This is a genomic window from Nocardia tengchongensis (genome assembly GCF_054781395.1).
This window is the reverse complement of record NZ_BAAGUM010000006.1, coordinates 1,458,841-1,480,272: the sequence shown is the minus strand read 5'-3', so window position 1 is coordinate 1,480,272 and position 21,432 is coordinate 1,458,841. Positions and strand designations below refer to the sequence as shown.

Annotated in this window: 24 protein-coding genes; 21 read left to right on the top strand and 3 right to left on the bottom strand. The window is 69.5% G+C overall.

Annotation, left to right across the window (positions count from 1 at the left end):
- Nucleotides 1-47: 47 nt before the first annotated feature.
- The 9 genes from ACYVKL_RS17720 to ACYVKL_RS17680 all read left to right on the top strand — a co-directional run bounded on the left by ACYVKL_RS17720 (nucleotide 48) and on the right by ACYVKL_RS17680 (nucleotide 8,622).
- The gene (locus ACYVKL_RS17720; protein WP_357190402.1) at nucleotides 48-1,040 is read left to right on the top strand and encodes a Ppx/GppA family phosphatase; all 993 of its coding nucleotides are present in this window, start codon (nucleotides 48-50) and stop codon (nucleotides 1,038-1,040) included.
- Nucleotides 1,037-2,815 carry a hypothetical protein gene (locus tag ACYVKL_RS17715; protein WP_379164669.1) on the top strand — a complete coding sequence of 593 codons (1,779 nt, stop codon included), beginning with the start codon at nucleotides 1,037-1,039 and terminating at the stop codon, nucleotides 2,813-2,815. Before ACYVKL_RS17720 ends, ACYVKL_RS17715 begins: the two co-directional genes overlap by 4 nt.
- Before the next feature lie 22 nt (nucleotides 2,816-2,837).
- Nucleotides 2,838-3,758: a sugar phosphate isomerase/epimerase family protein gene (locus ACYVKL_RS17710; protein WP_379165771.1), complete on the top strand. Its 921-nt coding sequence runs from the start codon at nucleotides 2,838-2,840 to the stop codon at nucleotides 3,756-3,758.
- Between the two features lie 100 nt (nucleotides 3,759-3,858).
- Nucleotides 3,859-4,755 (top strand): thioesterase family protein, encoded by an 897-nt coding sequence (locus ACYVKL_RS17705; RefSeq protein WP_379164667.1) that lies wholly within the window; start codon nucleotides 3,859-3,861, stop codon nucleotides 4,753-4,755.
- A 26-nt stretch (nucleotides 4,756-4,781) separates the two neighbouring features.
- Entirely contained in the window at nucleotides 4,782-5,600 is an 819-nt protein-coding gene (proC, locus tag ACYVKL_RS17700) for a pyrroline-5-carboxylate reductase (RefSeq protein ID WP_379164665.1), read from the top strand.
- A 210-nt stretch (nucleotides 5,601-5,810) separates the two neighbouring features.
- Complete coding sequence (locus ACYVKL_RS17695) at nucleotides 5,811-6,056, top strand: helix-turn-helix domain-containing protein (RefSeq protein WP_154790969.1); 246 nt, start codon at nucleotides 5,811-5,813, stop codon at nucleotides 6,054-6,056.
- 195 nt (nucleotides 6,057-6,251) lie between these two features.
- Nucleotides 6,252-6,353 carry a 30S ribosomal protein bS22 gene (locus ACYVKL_RS17690; protein WP_003402602.1) on the top strand — a complete coding sequence of 34 codons (102 nt, stop codon included), beginning with the start codon at nucleotides 6,252-6,254 and terminating at the stop codon, nucleotides 6,351-6,353.
- Nucleotides 6,354-6,574: 221 nt separating this feature from the next.
- The gene (locus ACYVKL_RS17685; protein ID WP_379165770.1) at nucleotides 6,575-7,606 is read left to right on the top strand and encodes an NAD-dependent epimerase/dehydratase family protein; all 1,032 of its coding nucleotides are present in this window, start codon (nucleotides 6,575-6,577) and stop codon (nucleotides 7,604-7,606) included.
- A complete protein-coding gene (locus ACYVKL_RS17680; RefSeq protein WP_357190408.1) occupies nucleotides 7,603-8,622 on the top strand; it encodes a lysophospholipid acyltransferase family protein in 1,020 nt (339 codons plus the stop codon). Before ACYVKL_RS17685 ends, ACYVKL_RS17680 begins: the two co-directional genes overlap by 4 nt.
- A gap of 174 nt (nucleotides 8,623-8,796) precedes the next feature.
- On the opposite strand, the gene ACYVKL_RS17675 is transcribed toward ACYVKL_RS17680, so the two are convergent.
- Nucleotides 8,797-9,831 carry an HAD family hydrolase gene (locus ACYVKL_RS17675; protein WP_379164660.1) on the bottom strand — a complete coding sequence of 345 codons (1,035 nt, stop codon included), beginning with the start codon at nucleotides 9,829-9,831 and terminating at the stop codon, nucleotides 8,797-8,799.
- Nucleotides 9,832-9,933: 102 nt separating this feature from the next.
- On the opposite strand from ACYVKL_RS17675, the gene ACYVKL_RS17670 reads away from it, so the two are divergent.
- The 6 genes from ACYVKL_RS17670 (at nucleotide 9,934) to ACYVKL_RS17645 (ending at nucleotide 15,829) form a co-directional block, all read left to right on the top strand.
- Nucleotides 9,934-10,212, top strand: a complete 279-nt coding sequence (locus tag ACYVKL_RS17670; protein WP_379164658.1) for a glutaredoxin family protein — start codon at nucleotides 9,934-9,936, stop codon at nucleotides 10,210-10,212.
- Nucleotides 10,213-10,503: 291 nt separating this feature from the next.
- Complete coding sequence (locus ACYVKL_RS17665; RefSeq protein WP_357190411.1) at nucleotides 10,504-11,268, top strand: redox-sensing transcriptional repressor Rex; 765 nt, start codon at nucleotides 10,504-10,506, stop codon at nucleotides 11,266-11,268.
- Nucleotides 11,265-12,653 carry a glutamyl-tRNA reductase gene (locus ACYVKL_RS17660; RefSeq protein WP_379164655.1) on the top strand — a complete coding sequence of 463 codons (1,389 nt, stop codon included), beginning with the start codon at nucleotides 11,265-11,267 and terminating at the stop codon, nucleotides 12,651-12,653. The genes ACYVKL_RS17665 and ACYVKL_RS17660 overlap by 4 nt, the downstream gene beginning before the upstream one ends.
- Nucleotides 12,654-12,661: 8 nt before the next feature.
- The gene (hemC, locus tag ACYVKL_RS17655) at nucleotides 12,662-13,690 is read left to right on the top strand and encodes a hydroxymethylbilane synthase (RefSeq protein ID WP_379165769.1); all 1,029 of its coding nucleotides are present in this window, start codon (nucleotides 12,662-12,664) and stop codon (nucleotides 13,688-13,690) included.
- The gene (locus ACYVKL_RS17650; RefSeq protein WP_379164653.1) at nucleotides 13,687-15,249 is read left to right on the top strand and encodes a bifunctional uroporphyrinogen-III C-methyltransferase/uroporphyrinogen-III synthase; all 1,563 of its coding nucleotides are present in this window, start codon (nucleotides 13,687-13,689) and stop codon (nucleotides 15,247-15,249) included. Before hemC ends, ACYVKL_RS17650 begins: the two co-directional genes overlap by 4 nt.
- Nucleotides 15,250-15,589: 340 nt before the next feature.
- Nucleotides 15,590-15,829 carry a hypothetical protein gene (locus ACYVKL_RS17645; protein WP_379164651.1) on the top strand — a complete coding sequence of 80 codons (240 nt, stop codon included), beginning with the start codon at nucleotides 15,590-15,592 and terminating at the stop codon, nucleotides 15,827-15,829.
- Between the two features lie 86 nt (nucleotides 15,830-15,915).
- Here ACYVKL_RS17645 and ACYVKL_RS17640 read toward each other — a convergent pair whose 3' ends face one another.
- Nucleotides 15,916-16,236, bottom strand: a complete 321-nt coding sequence (locus ACYVKL_RS17640) for a hypothetical protein (RefSeq protein WP_379164649.1) — start codon at nucleotides 16,234-16,236, stop codon at nucleotides 15,916-15,918.
- A 184-nt stretch (nucleotides 16,237-16,420) separates the two neighbouring features.
- Here ACYVKL_RS17640 and hemB point away from each other — a divergent pair, with 184 nt between their 5' ends.
- The 5 genes from hemB to ACYVKL_RS17615 all read left to right on the top strand — a co-directional run bounded on the left by hemB (nucleotide 16,421) and on the right by ACYVKL_RS17615 (nucleotide 19,345).
- Nucleotides 16,421-17,398 carry a porphobilinogen synthase gene (gene hemB, locus ACYVKL_RS17635; protein ID WP_379164647.1) on the top strand — a complete coding sequence of 326 codons (978 nt, stop codon included), beginning with the start codon at nucleotides 16,421-16,423 and terminating at the stop codon, nucleotides 17,396-17,398.
- A gap of 44 nt (nucleotides 17,399-17,442) precedes the next feature.
- Entirely contained in the window at nucleotides 17,443-17,958 is a 516-nt protein-coding gene (locus ACYVKL_RS17630; protein WP_379164645.1) for a hypothetical protein, read from the top strand.
- 277 nt (nucleotides 17,959-18,235) lie between these two features.
- On the top strand, nucleotides 18,236-18,748 hold the full coding sequence (locus ACYVKL_RS17625) for a hypothetical protein (protein WP_379164643.1): 513 nt from the start codon (nucleotides 18,236-18,238) through the stop codon (nucleotides 18,746-18,748).
- Complete coding sequence (locus tag ACYVKL_RS17620; protein WP_379164641.1) at nucleotides 18,748-18,984, top strand: hypothetical protein; 237 nt, start codon at nucleotides 18,748-18,750, stop codon at nucleotides 18,982-18,984. Before ACYVKL_RS17625 ends, ACYVKL_RS17620 begins: the two co-directional genes overlap by 1 nt.
- A 136-nt stretch (nucleotides 18,985-19,120) precedes the next feature.
- The gene (locus ACYVKL_RS17615) at nucleotides 19,121-19,345 is read left to right on the top strand and encodes a hypothetical protein (protein ID WP_379164639.1); all 225 of its coding nucleotides are present in this window, start codon (nucleotides 19,121-19,123) and stop codon (nucleotides 19,343-19,345) included.
- Nucleotides 19,346-19,430: 85 nt separating this feature from the next.
- Here ACYVKL_RS17615 and ACYVKL_RS17610 read toward each other — a convergent pair whose 3' ends face one another.
- Nucleotides 19,431-19,781, bottom strand: coding sequence for a hypothetical protein (locus ACYVKL_RS17610; RefSeq protein WP_379164637.1), 351 nt, complete (start codon nucleotides 19,779-19,781; stop codon nucleotides 19,431-19,433).
- 281 nt (nucleotides 19,782-20,062) lie between these two features.
- On the opposite strand from ACYVKL_RS17610, the gene hemL reads away from it, so the two are divergent.
- Entirely contained in the window at nucleotides 20,063-21,400 is a 1,338-nt protein-coding gene (hemL, locus tag ACYVKL_RS17605) for a glutamate-1-semialdehyde 2,1-aminomutase (protein WP_357190431.1), read from the top strand.
- The last annotated feature ends 32 nt before the right edge of the window (nucleotides 21,401-21,432 follow it).

Below are 21,432 nucleotides of genomic sequence, written 5' to 3'. Positions count from 1 at the left end.
CTCAGTCGCCTGGCCAGAAGTCCTGACTCACCCAGTACCGTGTTCTTGTGCGGCTCGGTGTACTCGATGTGGGAAGCAATACCGTCCACCTGCTCGTGGTGGACGCGCATCGTGGTGGACACCCGATGCCTATGAGTTCGACGAAGTCGGCCCTGCGGCTGTCCGAGAGCATGGACGACCTGGGTCGCATCACCCCTGCCGGGGCGGCTCGACTGACCGCCACGGTATCCGAATTCGCAAGTATCGCAAAGACTTCCGGTTGCGTGGAGCTGATGGCGTTCGCCACCTCCGCAGTCCGCGAGGCCACCAACTCCGACGAGGTGCTGGCTCGGGTCCGCAGTGAGACCGGTATCAAGCTGCAGGTGCTCTCCGGTGTCGACGAGGCCCGGCACACCTTCCTCGCGGTCCGCCGCTGGTACGGCTGGAGCCCCGGGCGGATCCTGAATCTGGATATCGGCGGCGGCTCGCTCGAGATGAGCAACGGCGCGGACGAGGACCCGGATATGGCGCTGTCGCTGCAATTGGGCGCAGGCCGGCTCACCCGCGATTGGCTGCGCCACGATCCGCCGGGCAAGCGCCGGGTGGCGGTGCTGCGCGACTGGCTCGACGCCGAACTGGTGCTGCCCAGCAAGCAGCTGCTCGAGGTGGGCCGCCCGGATCTGGCGGTCGGCACCTCCAAGACCTTCCGTTCACTGGCCCGCCTGACCGGAGCCGCCCCCTCTGTTGCGGGACCCCGGGTGCGGCGTACCCTGACCAGTTCCGGCCTGCGGCAGCTGATTGCGTTCATTTCCAGAATGACAGCCGCCGACCGGGCAGAATTGGAAGGCGTGAGTTCTGATCGGTCACAGCAACTCGTGGCCGGTGCGCTGGTCGCGGAGGCGAGCATGCGCGCGCTGTCCCTGGACACGCTCGATATCTGTCCCTGGGCGCTGCGAGAGGGATTGATCTTGCGCAAATTGGATACCGACCTGGATAGCGAACCGATAGCCGACGGCCCCGATAATGGCCTGTCGGGCCCGATCGAAACGGTGTCTCGATGACCGAGGATTCAAGTCAGCTGTCCGTTGCCGAGCTACTCGCGCGGAACGGGCAGCAAAATGGTGGCTCCGCGGGCGGCGGCGGACGCCGGCGCCGCAGCGGTCGCGGTATCTCCGTTGCGGAACTGACCGGTGACATTCCGATCGTGCCGGGATCGTCCTCCCATGCCGCGCCGGACGAGGACGCCGCCGCGCCCGAGCCCGCCGCCAGTGAATCGGACTATTCCAACTATTCGAACTTCCCGAATTACGCTGATTCCTCGAACTTCTCGGACTATTCGAACTACCCCGCGCCCGAGGCGCCCGCGCAGCCGGACTATTCGTCCTATTCGGTAGCCGAACCGGAACCCGCCTATTCGCCGCTCTCCGGGCCGATCTCGTACTACGACCCGCTGGCCCCCGCCCCGCAGCCGCCGTCCCTACCCGAGCCGTCCGGCCAGAGCTGGTCCGCCGGGCTGGACTGGCCGCCGGCCGAGACCCCGCCCGCACCCCGCGAAGGCGGTCGCCGCCGCAAGCCGGATCCGCTGGACGCCGATATCTCGCTCGACCGCCTGCAGAGCGCCGAGCCCGCCGCCCCGGCCGCACCCCGCGAGGGCGGTCGCCGCCGCCGCTACGACCCCGAGGACGACACCACCGACGAGGTGCGCCCCTTCCGCGGCGACACCGGCGCGGCCCAGAGCGACAGCGGCGCCACCCGCGACGCGGCCTCGGACGCCATGCGCGACATCACCGCCCGCGCCGGCCGCGACACCCCGGCGCGCACCCAGTTCAACCCCGCGGTGCGCCCGCCCTTCGAGGACCACACCCAGTTCAACCCGGCCACGCCCGCCTGGTCGCCCGAGCCGGCACCCGAGCCCCTACCTCGGAATCCGCGCCCGGACCGCCCCGCCTTCGAGCCGCCGCAGGCCGCCGCCGCGCCGCCGATGTCGCGCTCGGCCCGCCGGCACGCGGAGGCCCAGCGCCAGGCCGCCCCGGAACTCCAGCCGCCGAACCCGCCGCAGTTCGGCGAGCGCCGCGGCGGCGTCGATCACGGCGCGGCCACCGGACTCCCGGAATGGTCGGCGCGAAGACGGCCGGGACCGGACCCCGAGTCCGGCCGCGGCGATCAGGCCGCGGTGCCGACCGCCGCCTGGTCCTCGCTCGCCGACGACGATCAGCAGCTGCTGTCGGGTCAGTCGGTCGCGGGGGATCTGCTCCGCGACGCCCAGCAACGCGAGGACGCCCGCGCGGAACGGGATTCGCGCAACGCCGGCAAACGCCGCGGCTTCGGTTCGCGCGGTCGCACGGCGGTCGCGCCGGAGCCCGAACCCGACGACCATCTCACCGACTTCTACGAGCCGCTCGACGACGACGAGTACGACGACTACGACGACGAGCCCGAGACCTCGATGGGCGCGCGGTTCTCCGCGCTCACCCAGAAGGCGGGCGCCCTCACCCGCAAGGCCGGTCGCGGCGCCGCCGCGAAGCCCGCGCGGTCGCGCGGCGCGCGGTCGGCGGACCGGTCCGAGGAGGACGAGCATCGCCGGCAGTGGCTGATGATCGCGGGCCAGAGTGTGGGCGCCGCGGTCGCGGGCATGTTGCTGTTCAAGGGTTTCGAACGCATGTGGGAAGTGCTCCCGTGGGTTGCCCTGGCCCTGGCCATGGTCGTGATTCTGGGCCTGGTCGCTTTGGTGCGGGTGCTGCGCCGGACCGATGACATTTTCAGCACTGTGATTGCCGTCGTCGTAGGCGTCTTCGTGACGCTCGGACCGCTAGCCTTTCTACTCAGTACGAACTGAGCAGGGAGCGGCAGTGGGGAATATCGTGCAAGCGCAGGGGGCGAGCACCGAGGGCCGGGCGGGGCGCGGGGATGTCCGGGTCGGGCTCTCGTCGGCGTCGGTGTATCCGGAGAACACCGAGGCGGCGTTCCGGTACGCGGCCGAACTCGGTTACGACGGTGTGGAACTCATGGTCTGGGCCGAACCGGCGAGCCAGTCCATTTCCACCGTGCAGCATCTCGCGCACAAATACGACGTGCCGGTGCTGGCCGTGCACGCGCCGTGTCTGCTGATCTCGCAACGGGTCTGGGGGTCGGACCCGATCGCGAAACTCACCCGCAGCGTGCACACCGCAGAAGCGCTGGGCGCGGCCACCGTGGTGGTGCACCCGCCCTTCCGCTGGCAGCGCCGCTACGCCGAGGGTTTCGCGAAACAGGTTGCGGAGCTGGAGAATTCGTCTCCGGTGGCGGTGGCCGTGGAGAACATGTTCCCGATGCGGGCCGACACCCTGCTGCGCGGCAGTTCGATCGACCGGCTGCGCCGCCGCGGCGGTCCCGGACCGTCCATCACCACCTTCAGCCCCTCCTACGACCCGACCGAGACCGGGTACCGCCACTACACGCTGGACACCTCGCACACCGCGACCGCGGGCGTGGATCCACTGGCGCTGGCGCAGCGCATGGGTTCGGGCCTCACCCATCTGCATCTCGCGGACGGCCGCGGCGCCGCCACCGACGAGCATCTGATTCCGGGGGAGGGCACGCAGCCGGTGGCCGAGCTGTGTGACATGTTGGTGCGCAACGGTTTCGACGGTCAGGCCGTGATCGAGGTGAATACCCAGATGGCCCGCACCACCATGGACCGGGCCGCCATGCTCGATCGGGCGCTGTCCTTCGCGCGCGAGCATCTGAACGGGTTCACGCCCGCGCCGACGCCGGAGCCGACGGCCGCGCATCGCGGCTGAGGTCATTCGTTCGGTGGCCGGGGGTGATTCATCCCACCACCGGTCCGGAATCGACCGGCCTCCCGTTTACGCTGTACAAACGACAGCGGAAGGACAGCGGATGACAACGGAACTGACCGTCGACCTGGAGTCGGCGAGCGAATTGACCGACGCGCCGTTCAGTCGCGTCTGCACGTTGACCGAGCTCGATTCGCCGGCACCCGGCACCGGTCGCTACGCCGGCTCGATCGAGTCCACCTGGACCATCGGCGACAAGCTGCACGGCGGCACCATGGTCGCCGGCACCGCGGCCGCCGCCACCGAATGGCTGCGCCGCACGGCCCCCGAGCAGGCCGCCATGTTCCCGATCTCGGCCAGCACCGACTTCCTCGGCGCGCCCGTCCCCGGCCCGGTCGAGTACGAGGTCCGCACCCGCAAGGTGGGCCGCCAGATCGCCCTCATCGACGCGAGCCTGATCCAGGACGGCCGCACCCTGGTGCACACCGCCTGCACGTTCAGCCACCTCGATGACGCGAGCCCGAAGTACGCCGCCGACCACGTCGGCGACATGCCCGCCGAACCGCCCGCCGACGCGCTGCACTACGACGAGCACAACCCGATGGGCAAGATCGTGCACGTGGCCCAGGGTTCCTCGGTCGCCCTCGACCCGGCCTGGGCCCGCTTCCTGGCCGGCGAGAAGTCCGAACCCCGCCTGCGCCTGTGGATCCGCCCCTTCGCCGGCGACGAGCAGGACCCCGACGTGGCCGCCTTCTTCGCCCTCATGGCCGCCGACATGAGCCCGCCGGTCACGATGAACCTGGGCCACTTCGGCTGGGCCCCCACCGTGCAGCTCACCACCTACCTGCGCCGTCGCCCGGCCGCGGGCTGGCTGCGCGTCATCGCGCACAGCCGCGAGGTCGGCAACCGCATGTTCGACGAAGATCAACTCGTCATCGACTCCACCGGCGCCATCGTCGCCCAGAGCCGCCAGCTAGCGCTGATCCCCCAGCCGAGGTAATCGCCTGCCCCGCTAGCCTTGAAGGTATGACGAGGATTGCGGTAATCGGTGGGGGTCGGATCGGGGAGGCGCTGATCGCGGGCCTGCTCGAGGCCGGGCGGGCGAACAAGGATCTGGTGGTGGTGGAGCCGGTGCCGGCGCGGGCCGAGTTGCTGGCCGACCGGTTCGGGATTCGCGCAACCAGCGACATCGCCGATGCCACCAAGGCCGCTCATCTCATCGTGATCGCGGTGAAGCCCAACGATGTGGACGGGGTGCTCGGCGAGCTCAGCAAGGCGGAGCTCGGCGGCGACCAGGATCAGGTGCTGGTGTCGCTGGCCGCCGGGGTGCCGACCGCGCGGATGGAGGCCAAGCTGCCCGCCGGATTCCCGGTCGTGCGCGTCATGTCGAACACCCCGATGCTGGTGGGCCAGGGCATGAGCGCCATCGCGCCGGGCCGCTACGCCCGCAAGGAGCAGCTGGGTCTGGTCACCGAGATGCTGGATTCGGTGGGCAAGACCGTGACCGTCGCCGAGTCGCAGATGGATGCCGTGACCGCGGTGTCGGGTTCGGGTCCGGCGTACTTCTTCCTGATCGTCGAGGCCATGATCGACGCCTCGGTGGGCCTGGGCCTGACCCGCGATGTGGCGAGCCAGTTGGTGACCCAGACCATGCTCGGTTCGGCGGCGCTGCTCGAGGAGTCGGGTCAGGCTGCCCCGGAGTTGCGCGCGGCCGTCACCTCGCCCGCGGGGACCACCGCGGCGGGTCTGCGGGAGTTGGAGCGGGGCGCGGTGCGTTCGGCTTTCCACGATGCGCTGGAGGCCGCAAAACGCCGTTCCGCGGAACTCGGTGCGGCCGGAGACTAACGTTGACGGTGCGGTTCGTGTACTCGCCGCATTATCAATACTGCTCAGTTGCTAGTTTGCTGCCGTAGGCCGACGCGCCCCAGCAAAGGCTGATTTCTCACACCCGTCGCAGCAATCCCACTGGTCCCGCTAAGCTTCAAGGAGCACGTGCGTGTCTGTTCCGCCGGTGGGGAAGCCGGCGGCGCGGACGTGCCGGAGGTCAGTGGCGCAATGATGTCTGGAAACAGCCAAGCGAGGTCCGGAAACAGCCCAATCACCGCGGGATCCGTCATCGGCGGAGGAACGCAGTTCCTCACCGTAGCCGAGGTCGCGAATCTGATGCGGGTGTCCAAAATGACGGTGTACCGGCTGGTGCATTCGGGAGAGCTGCCCGCGGTGCGGGTGGGGCGTTCCTTCCGGGTGCACGCCAAGGCGGTGCACGACTATCTGGAGACGTCCTACTTCGATGCGGGGTAGTACGCCCGGATAACCGATCGGCCCCACCCGTTTCGTTCGCCCGAGAGTGGCCCGGTAGCATGGACCGGCATCCTGTACGTGCCGGTGGTGCCGCCGGGTCCATCTCGGCCCGTATCGGGTAGGGACTGTGCAGGGTCAGACAGTGTGCACCCCGCGAAAGCGGGGATGACCCGAGAGAACGCGAGGAACAACCCTATGGGTTCTGTGATCAAGAAGCGCCGCAAGCGCATGTCGAAGAAGAAGCACCGCAAGCTGCTTCGCCGCACGCGCGTGCAGCGCAGAAAACTCGGCAAGTAAGCCGCTGCGTCGTAGCTGGAGGCCCGTCACCGTCGGTGGCGGGCTTTCGTTTTTCCCAGGTGATCGAACTCATCGTTAGATCCTGGTTAATACTCTTCGAATGCCCCCTACTCGCCGGTTACTCTGGGAGCGGGAAAACGCCCGATGACAATTCAAGGCATGGGGGCTCAGTGGGATCCGGAGTGGCAGGGACTCGGGACGGGCAGGCGCCAAGGGTGGTGATGGTGACCGGTGCGAGCCGGTTCTTCGGCGGCAATGTGGTGGCGCGTTTGGCGGCCGACCCGGCCGTCGAACGCATCATCGCCGTGGACGCCAAACAGCCCAGCCGCGAGCTGCTGCGCCGCATGGGCCGCGCCGAATTCGTGCGCGCCGATATTCGTAATCCGTTGATCCGCAAGGTTATCGACGGCAATCAGGTCGATACGGTGGTGCATCCGGCCGCGCTGTCGCGCCCGCCCTCGGGCGGCGGCCGCGCCGCCATGAAGGACATGAACGTCCTGGGCGCCATGCAGTTGTTCGCGGTGTGCCGCAAGGCTTCCAGCGTGCGGCGGGTGGTGGTGCGGTCCTCGTCGGCCGTCTACGGGTGCAGTGCCAAGGACCCGGTGAAGTTCACCGAGGAGATGGGCGCCCGCACGCCCCCGCACGGCTGGTTCGCCCGGGACATGATCGAGGTCGAGGGTTTCGTGCGCGGGCTGGCCCGGCGGCGGCCCGACATCTCGGCGGCCATCCTGCGTTTCCCGCCGATCGTGGGCCCGCAGCTGGCCAAACGCGGTGTGCAGTACTTCCGTTCGCCGATCACGCCGACCATCCTCGGCCGGGATCCGCGCATGCAGCTGCTGCACGAGGAGGACGGCATCGCCGCCCTGGTGCACGGGGCCATGACGGCCCCGGGCGGTACCTACAACGTGGCCGGGGACGGCGCGATGGCGCTGTCGCAGGCGATCCGCCGGGCCGGGCGGGTCGAGCTGCCGGTCCCGTACGCGGTCTTCCGCAGTGTCGGGCGCACCGTGATGGGCCCGGTCATGCGGGAGTTCACCGCGGAGCAGATCGACTACTTCCATTTCGGTTGTGGCTTGGACACCACCCGGATGCGCACCGAACTGGGTTTCGGCCCGCGCTGGACAACGGTCCAGGCTTTCGACGACTTCATAGGGGGCGCAGCGTTGCGGCCCGTGATCGATCCCGCGTGGATCGATGCCGCAGAGAACAAACTTCTCGGCCTGCTCGGGGCCGGGACGGGAGCGCACCAATGAGTGACGTAGCAAAGGTGATTCGGCTTCACGACGTGGACTTCGAGGCGCGGCACAGTCGCCCGTCGCGAGTGTGGCCGGCGGGGGAGCCGACCCTCACCCCGGTGACCTCCCTGACCGATCGGCTCGCCGAAGTCGAAGCGCGTCAGCCCAAGTCGCTGGGCGAGATGATCCGGGGGACGGTGGCGGACGGCGTCCGCTACACCGCCGATTTCGCCCGCCGCCGCCTCACCGGCGACTACCAGGTCGACGAGTTCGGCCTGGACGAGCACCTGCTGGAATCGGTGATCCTGCCGATGCTGCGGCCGCTGTCGGAGCTATGGTTCCGGGTCGAGGTGTCGGGTATCGAGAACGTGCCGGAGGTGGGCGGCGCGCTGATCGTGGCCAATCACGCGGGCACGGTGCCGCTGGACGGGCTGATGCTGCAGCTGGCCGTGCACGACCGGCATCCCAAGCAGCGCGCGCTGCGGCTGCTGGCCGCCGACCTGGTCTTCGAGACGCCGCTGATCGGCGGGCTGGCCCGCAAGGCCGGGCACACCCTGGCCTGCCCCGCGGACGCCGAAAGGCTGTTGCGCGCGGGTGAAGTCGCGGGTGTCTTCCCCGAGGGCTACAAGGGCGTCGGCAAGCCGTATTCGGACCGGTACAAGTTGCAGCGTTTCGGCCGTGGCGGTTTCGTGTCGGCGGCGGTGCGCACCGGTGTGCCGATCATTCCGTGCTCGATTGTGGGTTCGGAGGAGATCTATCCGAAGCTGGCCGATCTGAAGCCGCTGGCCCGGCTGCTCGGAATTCCGTATTTCCCTGTGACGCCGCTGTTTCCGCATCTGGGACCGCTGGGCGCGATTCCGTTCCCGTCGAAGTGGTACATCGAATTCGGCGAGCCGATTTCGACCGCCGGATACGAGCCCGCGGACGCCGATGATCCGATGACCATGTTCGAAATCACAGATCAGGTCCGGGAAACCATTCAGGGCACCCTGTACAAGAATCTGATCAAGCGCCGGAACCCGTTCACCGGCTGAACAATTCGCGGTGACGACACCCCGGCCCGTATGCCAAGTCGACAACTGATTTGGTGGCGGCCGGGGTAACTCGTCGGGTACATCCAAAATTGGTTCGGCACCCAGCCGCAAGCGCGCGTGCACAGCGCTCACGGCTCTCAGCCGTGCGCTGAAGTCTCGGGGAGGCGGGGGGCGCTAGCTGGCTTTGGCTTCGCGTTTCCGGGAAAGCACCGCCGCGGCCGCGCCGCCGGCCGCGCCGAGCGCGAGGGCCGTGGGCACACCGACTTTCGCGGCCTTGCGGCCGGTGCGGAAGTCGCGTACCTCCCAGCCGCGGTTCTTGGCGACTTCGCGCAGGTCCGCGTCCGGGTTGATGGCCACCGCGGTGCCCACCAGCGAGAGCATCGGGACGTCGTTGTGGCTGTCGGAATAGGCGGTGCAGCGCTTGAGGTTCAGGCCCTCGCGGATGGCCAGGGTGCGCACCGCGTGCGCCTTGCCGAGGCCGTGCAGGATGTCGCCGACCAGGCGGCCGGTGAACACGCCGTCCTCGCTCTCGGCGACGGTGCCCAGCGCCCCGGTCAGGCCCAGTCGCTTGGCGATGACCTGGGCGAGTTCCACCGGCGTGGCGGTGACCAGCCACACCTGCTGGCCCGCGTCCAGGTGCATCTGCGCGAGCGCACGGGTGCCGGGCCAGATCTTGTCGGCGATGATCTCGTCGTAGATCTCCTCGCCGAGCGCGGCGAGTTCGGCGGTCGGGCGGCCCGCGATGAAGGAGAGCGCTTTCTCCTTGCCGGAGGCCATGTCCGAGTGGCTCTCCTTGCCGGTGACCCGGAATTTGACCTGCTTCCAGGCCATGTCGACCAGGTCGGAGGTCTTGAAGTACTTGCGCGAGGCCAGCCCGCGGGCGAAATGCACGATCGACGCGCCCTGCACCATGGTGTTGTCGACGTCGAAGAAGGCCGCGGCGGTGAGATCCCGCGCGATGGCCGGCATCGGCGTGTCGTCATCGATCCGCAGGGCCAGTTCGGCGTCGTGCAGGGCGATGGCCGCGTCGGCGCTGGCCTCGCCGGCCAGGTTGGCGCGGACCTCTTCCTCGGTGGGACCGAAGGGGCTGCGGGTGATGCGGGTGAACTGATCCTGCAGGTCAGCCAGCCCCTGGCCCCAACGCGCCGGGAATTCACCGAAGCGTCCCGCGATGAAGCTCGTCCCCTGCTCTTTCGAACGTTCCGGCACCGGTACCTCCGCCTGTTAGCGCGAACAAGTCCACAGTAACGCTCGGGGATGGCCGGAACGTAGACGGTGAACGACATAACGGAGAGTTGTTAGATGGAGGCTATGAGCCATCCGTTCGAAAGCCACCCGACCGCGCATGCCGTGACGCTGTTGACCCGCGACGGTTGCGGTCTGTGCCACACCGCGTTGGCGCAATTGCGGCCGCTGTGCGCCGAGTTCGGCATCGAGGTCCAGACGGTGGACGTGGACGTGGCCGCGGCCACCGATCCGGGCCTGCGCGCCGAATACGGGGACCGGCTGCCGGTGGTGTTGCTGGACGGTCGTGAGCACAGCTATTTCGACGTGGACGAGCCGCGCTTGCGCGCCGACCTCGCGAAATAGCGGCGTCGACCTCAGGCCGTCCGCTCCGGTGTGTTGCGTAGCGGGTTAGCGCTGATGAGGGTTGAATGAACGCGGGGCCGGAGCCCGCCGCAAAGTGACTGAATTCACCGACTTTGTGCAGGGCTTCACAAGCGGTTACGGTGGTGGCACGCGACCCGCCTTCTCGGGCAGCGGAAGCGACCCCCTGAACCTGACTCGACCTCGCCTGCAAGGACCGCGACGGTCTCCCGGCGTCGGGTCGACAAAAGAACCCGGACACTCACCCCCGGCCGGACGAGGAGCGCAAGCGACGTGACAGAGCAGCAAGAGACGCCGCCTACTGGCGTCTCCAAGGCTCTGCAGAAAGACATCCCGCAGGCCACGGTGGCCCGACTGGCCACCTACCTCCGGGTCCTCGCCGTACTCGCCGACGAAGCTGTAGCCATCGTATCGAGTGAGGAACTGGCTGTCGCGGCGGGTGTCGGTTCTGCCAAGTTACGCAAGGATCTTTCCTTCCTCGGACCCAACGGCGTTCGCGGCGTGGGCTACGACGTGATCAAGCTGCGCGACCGCATCGAGGATGTGCTCGGCTTGTCCGAGGGGCACCGGGTGGTGCTGGTCGGAGCGGGTCACCTGGGTCGCGCGCTGGTCGGCTACGGCGGTTTCCGGCGGCGTGGCTTCGCCATGGTCGGGCTGTTCGACAACGATCCCGCGGTCATCGGCACCTCGGTGACCGGGCTGATCGTCCGCGATGTGGCCGAATTGACCGATGCGGTGGCCGCGCTCGAGCCCACCATCGCCGTCATCACCGTGCCCGACGCCGCCGCCCAGGGCGTGTGCGACCTGCTGGTCGCCGCCGGGCTGCAGTGCGTCCTGAGTTTCTCCGCCCTGGCCCTGGAGGCCCCGGCGACCGTCGAGGTGCGGCGAGTGGATCTCGCGGTGGAGATGCAGCTGCTGTCGTTCGAGCGGGCCCGCAACGCGGAATCGGCCGCGGAGGAAGCGATGAGCGCCGCGGCCGGGGCCCTGCTGCCCCGGGTGCCCATGACAACCAGCAAGGGAGCGGTGGTCCAGCCATGAGTGTGCTTCTGGTAGGCATCTCGCATCGCAGTGCACCGGTGGCGGTGCTGGAGAAGATCGCCATCACCGAGACCGACCGGCCCAAGCTGACCGACATGATGCTGGCCTCCACGCACGTGTCCGAGGCGATGATCGTCTCCACCTGCAACCGCATCGAGGTCTACGCGGTCGTCGACGCCTTCCACCCGGCGCTGGGCGAGATCGGCGAACTGCTCACCAAGCATTCGGGTCTGCCGCTGCCGGAGCTCACCAAGCACGCCTACGTGCGCTATGCCGAGGCCGCGGCCGAGCACCTGTTCGCGGTGTCCTCGGGCCTGGATTCGATGGTGGTCGGCGAGCAGCAGATCCTCAGCCAGATCCGCGCCGCCTACGCCGCCTCCGACGCCCAGCAGGCCTCCGGGCGCACCCTGCACGAGCTGGCCCAGCATGCGCTGCGGGTCGGCAAGCGGGTGCACTCCGAGACCGGGATCGACCGGGCGGGCGCCTCCGTGGTGTCGGTGGCGCTGGATCGCGCGGCCGCCGTGCACGGTCCGCTGGACGGGCGTACGGCGCTGGTGCTGGGCGCGGGCGCCATGGGCGGGCTCGCGGTGGCGCAGCTGGCGCGCGGCGGGGCCGCGAAGATCATCGTGGTGAACCGGACGCTGGAGAAGGCGCAGCGGCTGGCCACCACCGCGACCACCATGCACGGTGTCGCGGCCGAGGCCATCGAGATGGACCGGCTGGCCGAGGCGATGGCCGCCGCCGACGTGGTGATCACCTGTACCGGCGCGGTCGGCACCGTGGTCACCCTCGCCGACGTGCACCGGGCGCTGTCGGCCAAGCCGGGCGCCGAGGAACTGGTCATCTGCGACCTGGGCCTGCCCCGCGACGTGGACCACGCGGTCGCCGGGCTGCCGGGCGTCACCGTCATCGACATCGAGACGCTGCAGCGCGATCCGTCGGCCGGCGCGGCCGCCGACGACACCGCCGCCGCGCGCGCCATCGTCGCCGACGAACTCTCGAAATACCTTGCCGGACAGCGCATGGCCGAGGTCACCCCGACCGTCGCCGCGCTGCGCCAGATGGCCGCCGACGTGGTCGAAGCCGAACTGCTGCGCCTGGATTCCCGACTACCGGGACTCGAATCCACCGAACGCGACGAGGTCGCCCGTACCGTGCGACGGGTGGTCGACAAGCTGCTGCACGCACCGACGGTGCGGGTCAAGCAGCTGGCCTCCACGCCGGGCGGGGACAGCTACGCCGAGGCGTTGCGTGAACTGTTCGAACTCAAACCCGGTGCGGCACAAGCGGTTGCCGCGCCGATGGAGATGTCCACACTGCAGGGCGAACTGGCCGACGATTTCACCGCCGCTCACCCGGGCGACGAACAGGGGCACACCGCATGACCGGAGCAATGGTGCACGAGAACGAGACAACCGCACGCGGAACGGTCGAGGCGCCCTGGCGCATCGGCACCCGCGGCAGTCTGCTGGCCCTCACCCAGGCCGGGCATGTGCGCGACGCCCTGGTCGCCAATGGCCAGCAGGCCGAGCTGGTGATCGTGAAGACCGCCGGTGACCAGAACGCCGTCGATCCCGTGCAGAAGATCGGTGTGGGTGTCTTCACCGCCGCGCTGCGCGACGAACTGGCCGCGGGCACGGTCGACATCGCGGTCCACTCCTACAAGGATCTGCCGACCGCGCAGGATCCGCGCTTCGAGATCGCCGCCATCCCGCCCCGGCAGGATCCGCGCGACGCGCTGGTGGCGCGGGACGGCCTGGTGCTGGGCGAGCTGCCCGCCGGCGCGAAGGTCGGCACCTCGGCGCCGCGGCGCGCCGCGCAGCTGAAGGCGCTGGGTCTCGGCATCGAGATCGTGCCGCTGCGCGGCAATCTCGACACCAGAATCTCCAAGGTCTCCTCCGGTGCACTGGATGCCGTGGTGGTGGCGCGGGCCGGGCTGGCTCGCATCGACCGCCTGGACGTCGTCACCGAATCGCTGGAACCGGTGCAGATGCTGCCCGCCCCGTCACAGGGTGCGCTGGCGGTCGAATGCCGCAGCGAGGACACCGAACTCGTGACCATCCTGTCCGCCCTCGACGATCCCGGCACCCGTGCCGCGATCACCGCGGAGCGGTCGCTGCTGGCCGAATTGGAGGCCGGTTGCACCGCGCCCATCGGCGCGCTGGCCGAGGTCGTCGAATCACTCGACGACGACGGCCGGGTGGTGGAGGAGTTGTCGCTGCGCGCCTGCGCGGCGGCGATCGACGGCTCGGATGTGATCCGGGCCTCGGTGGTCGGACCGGTCGCGGATGCCGCGGACCTGGGCCGGGCACTGGCGCGCGAGCTCTTGGAGCTGGGGGCGCGCGAACTGCTCAGCGTCACAGAGGAATCCGCTGAGGTCACCGACGACAAGAATCCCAGCCCAATGGAGAACAGCCGATGAGCCGCGTGACGAAGAAGAATCCCGGTCGGATCCTTTTTGTGGGGTCCGGACCTGGTGACCCGGCGTTGCTCACCGTGCGGGCCCGCGAGGTGCTCGGCCGGGCGACGCTGGCGTTCACCGATCCCGATGTCGACAAGGGCGTGCTCGCCCTGATCGGCTCCGCGGTCGAGGAGAACCCCGACGGGACCCGTCCCGTCGACACCCGCCCCGCCCTGGGCGACGCCGCCGAGGTGGCCAAGACCCTGATCGCGGAGGCGCGCAACGGGTCCGACGTGGTGCGCCTGGTCTCCGGCGACCCGATGACCACTGACTCGGTCATCCAGGAGATCAACGCGGTCACCCGCTCGCACCTGAACTTCGAGGTGCTGCCGGGCCTGTCGGCCGGCACCACGGTGCCCGCCTACGCCGGTATCGAGCTGGGCTCCAGCCACACCGTGGTGGATGTGCGCGGCGAGGTGGACTGGGCGGCCGTCGCGGCCGCGCCGGGTCCGCTGGTGCTGCACGCCACCTCCGGGCACCTGGCCGAGACCGCTTCGGCGCTGGTGGAGCACGGCCTGGCGCCGCAGACCCCGGTCGCGGTGACGGTGCGCGGCACCACCCGCCAGCAGCGCACCATCGACGCCACGCTGGCGACCCTGAACAATGCCGCGTCCGAACTGGTCGGCCCGCTGGTGGTCACGGTCGGCAAGGAAGTGGACAAGCGCGCCAAGACCTCCTGGTGGGAGTCGCGGGCGCTCTACGGCTGGACGGTCCTGGTACCGCGCACCAAGGAGCAGGCCGGCGAGATGAGCGAGAAGCTCGTCAACCACGGCGCCATCCCGATGGAGGTCCCGACCATCGCGGTCGAGCCGCCGCGCAGCCCCGCCCAGATGGAGCGCGCGGTCAAGGGCCTGGTCGACGGCCGCTACCAGTGGGTCGTCTTCACCTCCACCAACGCGGTCCGCGCGGTGTGGGAGAAGTTCGGCGAATTCGGCCTGGACGCCCGCGCCTTCAGCGGCGTCAAGATCGCCTGCGTCGGCGAGGCCACCGCGGAGAAGGTGCGCTCCTTCGGCATCAACCCCGAGCTGGTGCCGTCCGGTGAGCAGTCCTCCGAGGGCCTGCTGGCCGACTTCCCGCCCTACGACGACGTTTTCGACCCGGTCAACCGGGTGCTGCTGCCCCGCGCGGACATCGCCACCGAGACCCTCGCCGAGGGCCTGCGCGACCGCGGCTGGGAGATCGACGACGTCACCGCCTACCGCACCGTCCGGGCCTCCCCGCCGCCCGCGGAGACCCGCGAGATGATCAAGACCGGCGGCTTCGACGCCGTGCTGTTCACCTCGTCCTCCACGGTCCGGAACCTGGTCGGCATCGCGGGCAAGCCGCACGCCCGCACCATCGTGGCGTGCATCGGTCCCAAGACCGCCGAGACGGCCATCGAATTCGGCCTGCGCGTGGACGTGCAGCCCGAGACCGCCCAGGTCGGCCCGCTGGTCGAGGCGCTCGCCGAGCATGCCGCGCACCTGCGCGCCGAGGGCCTGCTGCCCCCGCCCCGCAAGAAGAGCCGCCGCAGCCGCTAGCTTCGGCACGAACAACGGCCACCCCGGCCCCGCGTCTCGGCGACGCGGGGCCGGTGTCGTATCGGCCTGGGCAAGGTCGGGAAACCCGATGGCGCGGCCGTGGGTCGGATGGCCCGGCATGCCGATTCCTGGGTCGGCTCGCGCTGTTACCCGGCGATCGCGAGTTGCCGATCGGCCGGCGTCCGAGCCTGGAACCGGTGCGGGCATGCCTCTCCGATCATGGTGAATCCGTTGGTTTCTCGCGTTCGCTGGGTGGATGCCCATGGAACTGTCGTCGTTTCATCCGGAAGCGAAATGCCTACGCTGCATGAGGTATTCGATCTTCGAGAGGTGAACATTCATGAAGCGCGCAACTGTCGGTCTGATCGCGATGTGTGGAATCGCGCTGGGTGCGGGCCTGTCCCCGACGGCGCTCGCCGAGGCCCCGAGCGTCGCGGCGCCGGTCGCCGACGCGCCGGGGGTCAGCTCGTCCGGCATTCCCGCCGTGACCGTGCTGCAGACCCTGCTGAAGTGCCTGACCAGCGGTTCCGCCGATCCCGGCACGCCGGGATCGACCCACACCGGCTGCCTGAACTCCTAGCGCCGCCGCGTGCCGCGGAGGCGTGCCGACGTCCGGTCGTGCGGACGTCGGCACGCCTCGCCACGGTCAGCGGCTCCGCGTGGTGATCAGCGTTGCGCCGCCATCAGGCGGCGAACCATGCGGCAGGTGGCATCCGAGGGCCGGTGCACACCGACGACTTCGGCTGTCTCGCGGATCTTCTCGTTGGTTGCCTGGTCCGGGGCGAAGGCGCCGGAGTCCAGCAGGGCGATGGCCAGGCGCATCGCCTTCAACCGGCGGTTGTGCGAGACGTACCACGTGCGTGGTTGCCCTGCCGGCAGCGGCTGCTTGGCCAGCGGCCGCCACGCGTGATCGATGACCTCCCCCTTCTTCGGAACCCCGGCACCCCGGTTCACCTTGCCGGACATGCTGGTAACGGCTGCGAGCACGGCCAATCCTCCCGTCGCGATCCGGAATCGCGCCTTCGAACGCGGCGCGATCCCTTCGAACACATCTTCGATTCTACTCGGACCCACCGACAAAATCCGCTGCTCACAATGACTTTGGCGTCCCACCCGGCCCGGCCCCGGAGGCGCGCGCACCCCGGCCGCGAGGCGGGCATATCATGCGAGCATGACCGGAATGGACCGCCCTCGGCGGTTGCGCCGCACTCCCGCCATGCGTCGGCTCGTCGCCGAGACCAGCCTGGAGCCGCGGCATCTGATTCTGCCCATGTTCGTCGCCGACGGGATCGACGAGCCGCGTGAGATCTCTTCCATGCCAGGCGTTTTCCAGCATTCGATGGACTCGCTGCGGAAGGCGGCCGCGGAGGCGGTGACCGCGGGCGTCGGCGGGCTCATGCTCTTCGGGGTGCCCAAGCCGGAGGACAAGGACGCGCAGGGGAGCGGGGCCAGCGATCCGGACGGCATCCTGAACCGCGGACTCTCCGCCCTGGTCTCGGAGGTCGGCGGCTCCACCGTCGTCATGGCCGACACCTGCCTCGACGAGTTCACCGACCACGGCCACTGCGGAGTGCTGGACGACAACGGCGCCGTCGACAACGACGCCACCCTCACCCGCTATGTCGAGATGGCGCTGGCGCAGGCCGCGACCGGCGCCGATCTGCTCGGCACCAGCGGCATGATGGACGGCCAGGTGGGCGCGATCCGTGCGGGCCTGGACGCCGCCGGCTACACCGACACCGGCATTCTCGCCTACGCCGCCAAGTACGCCTCGGCGTTCTACGGCCCGTTCCGGGAGGCCGTCGGCTCCTCGCTGCAGGGCGATCGCCGCACCTACCAGCAGGACCCGGCCAACCGCCGCGAGGCGATCCGCGAGCTGGAACTCGATCTGCTGGAGGGTGCGGACATCGTCATGGTGAAGCCCGCCATGTCGTATCTGGATATCCTGCGCGACGTTTCGGACCGCTCCACGGTGCCGGTGGCGGCGTATCAGATCTCCGGGGAGTACGCCATGATCACCGCGGCCGCCGAGCGCGGCTGGATCGACCGCCGGGGCGCGATTCTGGAATCGCTGCTCGGCATCCGGCGCGCGGGCGCGGACATGGTGCTCACCTACTGGGCCACCGAGGCCGCGCACTGGCTGTCGTGAGCGGGGCAGCGGCCGGCGGGCGTGGTATCGGATAATTCGTGATCGTGAATCCTATGGTCCCGCCGAATGTTTCGGCGCGCCCGGCCCCGGAGGACGTGGGCACGGCCTGTCAGCTCTGGTACGTCGCGCTCGGTGTCGGCCTGGTGCAGTTGATCGCGTCGCTGATCTCGCAGTTCGGGCAGCGGAACGAGTTGGCGCAGCAGATGTTCGACGAGGTGCACGAGCAGCAGCCGGCCGTCACGCTGGCGCAGGTGCAGGTCTGGACGGCCGTGGTGTTCGTGCTGGTCGCGGTGTTCTGGCTGGTGCTGTCCGGGGCCGCGGTGGCGGTGGTGTGGCAGTTGGGTCGCGGAAAGAACTGGGCCCGAGCGGTTCTCACCGGATTCGGGATCTTCCTGGTGCTCGGTGCGGCGGGCACGTTGTTCGGGGTCGGCGCCAAGGACGGGGTGGCCGCGCTGGTCGCGGGCGGCGCCGGGATCGTGCAGGCGGTGGCGGCGGCCGGGGCCGTGTTCCTGTGCTACCGAAGCGAATCCGAGGCCTACTTCCGGCCCGGACCGGGTTAGCAAGCCCGAGTTTGTCGCCGGGCTACCAACGGGTATGGTGAGGGCTGTCACAACTATTTCGGGAACCGGAAGTCGGCCGTCGCGCGTTAGACAATGGCGCGTCGAGCCCCCCGGGAAGGCGGAGCAACGATGCGAGTGGTGATCCAGCAGCCGCACAGCCTGCGGCGCGATGTGCTGGTACTGAGTCTGTTGTTCGTCTTCGGACTGCTGACCCTTGCCGTACTGCTGATTCCGGGCCTGGCCCACTGAGTCGTTCCGCGATCTTTACGCTCGACCTATGAGTGAGGCCCTCCACGCCCCCGGACCCGTGCTGTTCTCCGAGCCGGGCGCGCGCTGGCGAACCATTGCCTACGGGCCCGCGATGTGCGCGATCATCCTGGTGATCGAGCTGTTCCGCGGCGGCGACATCCACTGGTTCGGACTGGCCTTCTGTGCCGTGCTGCTGGCCGGCTTCGTCTGGTTGCAGGTGATCGCGGGCAAGCGCCACATCAGTGTCGAGCTGACGCCGGAGCATTTGCGCGAGGGCACCGAGGTGGTGCCGCTGCGCGAGATCGCCGCGGTGCTGCCCGAAGAGGACGAAGAATCCTGGGACTACGAGGATTGGCAGTCCGCGCGGGCGCTGGGCGAGCTGACCGGAGTGCCGCGGCGGCGCAAGGGAATCGGCCTGAAGCTGACCGACGGCCGGCTGGTGCAGGCGTGGGCGCGCGACCATGTCACGCTGCGCGCGGCGCTGAACGATGCGCTGGAGCCGCCGCGCGGGACCGACGACGAGGCCCAGGAGGCACTGTGATGCGGTGGCTGACCGCGATCGCCGAGATCGTGCTGGTGCCGGTGCTGCTGGTCGCGGCGGTGTGGTGCTGGCGCAACGGCGTGCAGACCACGGTGTTCAAGCCACAGGGCGAGGTGCCCGCGTTCACCGCGACCCGCTATGTCGGGCCGTGGCTGGCGGGGTGCGCGCTGCTGGCGATCATGTCCGGATCGGTGCTGATCGACGGGGCCGCGCGGGCGGTTCGGCTCGCCCGCTGACCCTTTCACCGAAGCTGACCGTTTTGTCTGATCAGCCGATTCGTGCTCGGCGAGCCCGGCGCGACACACCGTGCTGAAGGGTGCGAAGTCTGGTTTGGCCTAGGCCCGGTCCGGGCGGGCGCGGAGAATCATGGCCATGAAGCGCACAGATCTCGTGAAACGCATCGCCCCCGCGGTGCTGGCCGCGGGGCTCGTCGGCGCTGTGGCCGTGGCACCGGCGGCCGCGGCACCCGTCGATTCCGTCGCGGATTACCGGCCACCATCGGTGGCGTCGTCCTGGGTAGACCTACTACCACCCCAGCTGAACTGCCTGCTGTCCACCGGATGGGCGGCGTTCTGCCTGGGGGTTCCGCTCTTGTAGCGGGGGGTGCGGCGGCGCGCCCGCAGACCGCGCCGCCGTCTCCGCTCGACTGGATCAGGCGAGGGATGAAACCGGTGAAAAGGGCTCAGCCCCAGTTCTGGTAAACATCCAGCACTCGACCGCCCTTGCTCGGCACGTTCACGAAGAGGGTGACACTGCCGTCGGGGTGATCCGCGGCCTCCGACATCACCTGCCGCAGCGAGGCGTGCACGCCGCCCTTGTCGTCCTTGTAGATGGTGGTATCCGGCTGCAGGCCCGCGCCCATCCGGCTCAGCGGCACGAACATGCTGATCACCGCCGGTAATGGGCCATCGGCGAGCGCGGCCGTCTCCTGGTGCGACAGCGCCACCCCCACCCGGCCCTGATCGATCTGGACCACCGGCACCGCGGCCTGTGCCGCTCCGGCCCCGGCGGCCAGCCCCGCCGCCACCGCCATGATCCCAACCCCGTACCGAACGACCCGCATACGTCCCGCCCTCTCTCCGAAGCCGCTTCCTGCATCGAGACATTACGCACCAGCAATCGAGTAGCGAATCACGTTGTCCGAATCGCACTCCGGCGTGTTGCTCGACCGTCCGCTCTCCAGGATCTCAGCCGTTGGTCTCCGGGATGCGGTGTTCGGTGCAGAGTGCGAAGATGACGGGTTGGCTGTGGGAAGAGCCACTCGACTACACCCTGTCGTCGACGAGGGCCGGGGCGGCTGAGAGACTGGGTGCCGTGAGTTCTTCTCCGCGTGTGAGCCAGGTGTCGGTCCCGGTCTCAGCTCAACTTTTCGAACGCGCCGCGGCGGTCATCCCCGGTGGCGTGAATTCGCCGGTGCGGGCCTTCAATTCCGTGGGCGGCACGCCGCGGTTCATCGCCTCCGCGCGCGGGTGCACGCTGACCGACGCCGACGGCAACGACTACGTGGACCTGGTGTGCTCGTGGGGTCCGATGATCCTCGGGCACGCGCACCCGGCGGTCGTCGAGGCCGTGCAGCGGGCGGCCACCGGCGGACTGTCCTTCGGCGCGCCGACCGAGGCGGAAATCGAACTCGCCGAGGCCATCGCGGGCCGGGTCGCTCCGGTCGAGCGCGTGCGCCTGGTGAACTCGGGCACCGAGGCCACCATGAGCGCGGTCCGGCTGGCCCGCGGCTTCACCGGCCGCACCAAGATCGTGAAGTTCAGCGGCTGCTACCACGGTCACGTGGACGCGCTGCTGGCCGACGCCGGATCCGGCGTGGCCACCCTGGGTCTGCCGACCTCGCCGGGCGTCACCGGTGCGCAGGCGGCCGACACCCTGGTGCTGCCCTACAACGACCTGGAGGCCGTGGCCGCCGCCTTCGCCGCCCACCCGGGCGAGATCGCGTGCGTCATCACCGAGGCCGCGGCGGGCAATATGGGCGCGGTCGCGCCGGTCCCCGGTTTCAACGAGGGCCTGCGCCGGCTCACCACCGAGCACGGCGCGCTGCTCATCATGGACGAGGTCATGACCGGGTTCCGGGTCAGCCACTCCGGCTGGTTCGGGATCGACGGCGTGGCCGGCGACCTGTACACCTTCGGCAAGGTGATGAGCGGTGGCCTGCCGGCCGCCGCCTTCGGCGGGCGCGCCGACATCATGAATCACCTGGCCCCGCTGGGCCCGGTCTATCAGGCGGGCACCCTGTCCGGTAACCCGGTGGCGGTGGCGGCGGGCCTGGCCACGCTGCGCGCCGCCGACGAGTCGGTGTACGCGACCTTGAACAAGAACTCGGAGCGCCTGGGCGGGCTGCTGACCGAGGCGCTGACCGCCGAAGGCGTCGCGCACCGGGTGCAATTCGCGGGCAATATGGTGAGCGTGTTCTTCGCCGAGAACCCGGTCACCGACTACGCCGCCGCCAAGGCCGCCGAGACCTGGCGTTTCCCAGCCTTCTTCCACGCGCTGCTGGATGCCGGCGTGTACGCGCCGCCGAGCGCTTTCGAAGCCTGGTTCGTTTCGGCCGCTCTCGACGAGGACGCTTTCGACCGCATCGCCGCCGCCCTCCCCGCCGCCGCGCGCGCCGCGGCGGCCGCCACTCCCGAAGGATCCGCCGCGTGAGCTCGTCCCACCCCGATTCGGGCCTACCCGCC

Excerpts from the sequence above, each read along its gene's own strand:
- hemB (WP_379164647.1), top strand. The coding sequence starts at position 16,421 with ATGACCGGAATGGACCGCCCTCGGCGGTTGCGCCGCACTCCCGCCATG.
- hemC (WP_379165769.1), top strand. The coding sequence starts at position 12,662 with ATGGTGCACGAGAACGAGACAACCGCACGCGGAACGGTCGAGGCGCCC.
- ACYVKL_RS17620 (WP_379164641.1), top strand. The coding sequence starts at position 18,748 with ATGCGGTGGCTGACCGCGATCGCCGAGATCGTGCTGGTGCCGGTGCTG.
- proC (WP_379164665.1), top strand. The coding sequence starts at position 4,782 with ATGACGAGGATTGCGGTAATCGGTGGGGGTCGGATCGGGGAGGCGCTG.
- ACYVKL_RS17705 (WP_379164667.1), top strand. The coding sequence starts at position 3,859 with ATGACAACGGAACTGACCGTCGACCTGGAGTCGGCGAGCGAATTGACC.
- ACYVKL_RS17645 (WP_379164651.1), top strand. The coding sequence starts at position 15,590 with ATGAAGCGCGCAACTGTCGGTCTGATCGCGATGTGTGGAATCGCGCTG.
- ACYVKL_RS17625 (WP_379164643.1), top strand. The coding sequence starts at position 18,236 with ATGAGTGAGGCCCTCCACGCCCCCGGACCCGTGCTGTTCTCCGAGCCG.
- ACYVKL_RS17690 (WP_003402602.1), top strand. The coding sequence starts at position 6,252 with ATGGGTTCTGTGATCAAGAAGCGCCGCAAGCGCATGTCGAAGAAGAAG.
- ACYVKL_RS17695 (WP_154790969.1), top strand. The coding sequence starts at position 5,811 with ATGATGTCTGGAAACAGCCAAGCGAGGTCCGGAAACAGCCCAATCACC.
- ACYVKL_RS17660 (WP_379164655.1), top strand. The coding sequence starts at position 11,265 with ATGAGTGTGCTTCTGGTAGGCATCTCGCATCGCAGTGCACCGGTGGCG.
- ACYVKL_RS17680 (WP_357190408.1), top strand. The coding sequence starts at position 7,603 with ATGAGTGACGTAGCAAAGGTGATTCGGCTTCACGACGTGGACTTCGAG.
- ACYVKL_RS17610 (WP_379164637.1), bottom strand. The coding sequence starts at position 19,781 with ATGGCGGTGGCGGCGGGGCTGGCCGCCGGGGCCGGAGCGGCACAGGCC.
- ACYVKL_RS17670 (WP_379164658.1), top strand. The coding sequence starts at position 9,934 with ATGAGCCATCCGTTCGAAAGCCACCCGACCGCGCATGCCGTGACGCTG.
- ACYVKL_RS17715 (WP_379164669.1), top strand. The coding sequence starts at position 1,037 with ATGACCGAGGATTCAAGTCAGCTGTCCGTTGCCGAGCTACTCGCGCGG.
- ACYVKL_RS17650 (WP_379164653.1), top strand. The coding sequence starts at position 13,687 with ATGAGCCGCGTGACGAAGAAGAATCCCGGTCGGATCCTTTTTGTGGGG.
- ACYVKL_RS17615 (WP_379164639.1), top strand. The coding sequence starts at position 19,121 with ATGAAGCGCACAGATCTCGTGAAACGCATCGCCCCCGCGGTGCTGGCC.
- ACYVKL_RS17685 (WP_379165770.1), top strand. The coding sequence starts at position 6,575 with ATGGTGACCGGTGCGAGCCGGTTCTTCGGCGGCAATGTGGTGGCGCGT.